At 42.7% G+C, this 937-nt stretch carries 1 protein-coding gene; it reads right to left on the bottom strand.

Going from position 1 to position 937, the window contains the following annotated elements:
- Positions 1-39 precede the first annotated feature (39 nt).
- Positions 40-937: IS3 family transposase (locus ACTRWE_RS19210; RefSeq protein ID WP_462880532.1), on the bottom strand; the 898-nt coding region annotated here is incomplete at its 5' end.

Genomic DNA, 937 nt, shown 5'->3' with positions numbered 1-937 from the left:
TGAATCGCCCCGAGTTCATCGGAGACCAGTTTGTTTAAGTCAGGCCACTTTACCTGACTCGTTTAAATTATCATAGTAGTCTGTTTCATATTGAGCTGGTGAAATATACCCAATTGAAGATAATAAGCGTTGATTATTAAACCAATTGACCCACTCTAACGTTGCGTATTCAACAGCATCAACATTCTTCCACGGGCCATTTCTGCGAATAATCTCTGTTTTAAATAATCCATTTATTGTTTCAGCCAATGCATTGTCATAAGAGTCACCCACACTGCCTACAGACGCTTGAATTCCAGCTTCAGCAAGTCGCTCAGTGTATCGTATAGACAAATATTGGCTGCCTCTGTCGCTGTGGTGAATTAACCCTTCGGGGTTGCCACGATGCCAAATAGCTTGCTCTAACGCATCAAGAATAAGCTCTGTGTGCATTGTCGTTGATACACGCCAACCTACAATGTATCGTGAAAAAACATCTATCACGAAAGCGACATAAACAAACCCACTCCATGTGGCAACATAGGTGATGTCAGCTACCCAAAGTTGATTTGGCTGCTCAGCAGTAAATTGACGATTAACTAAATCAAGTGGCTTATCTTGTTGCTCGTCAGGTATCGTTGTCTTATGTGCTTTACCCCGACGAACACCTTGAATTCCCATAACTCGCATCAATCGTTCGACTGTACAGCGGGCGACTTGATGGTCGTCAAGCTGTAGCTGCTTCCATATTTTTCTTGCACCATAAACTGACATATTATCCTCCCACACTTCGCGAATGAGTATTATCAGCTCAGCATCACGCTTTTTGCGGTTAGACAGTCGCTCAGGCTCTCTTTGTATCTGTTTATGAGAATAATACGTTGATGGTGCAATCGGCAATTCCTTGCAAATTGACTCGACACCGTAATGCTCTCTGCAAGCATCAATAAAATCCACT

The organism is Pseudoalteromonas sp. G5_S1_54_S4, assembly GCF_054968565.1.
The sequence above is the reverse complement of the archived record's forward strand: the minus strand, read 5'-3'. Positions and strand labels throughout refer to the sequence as shown.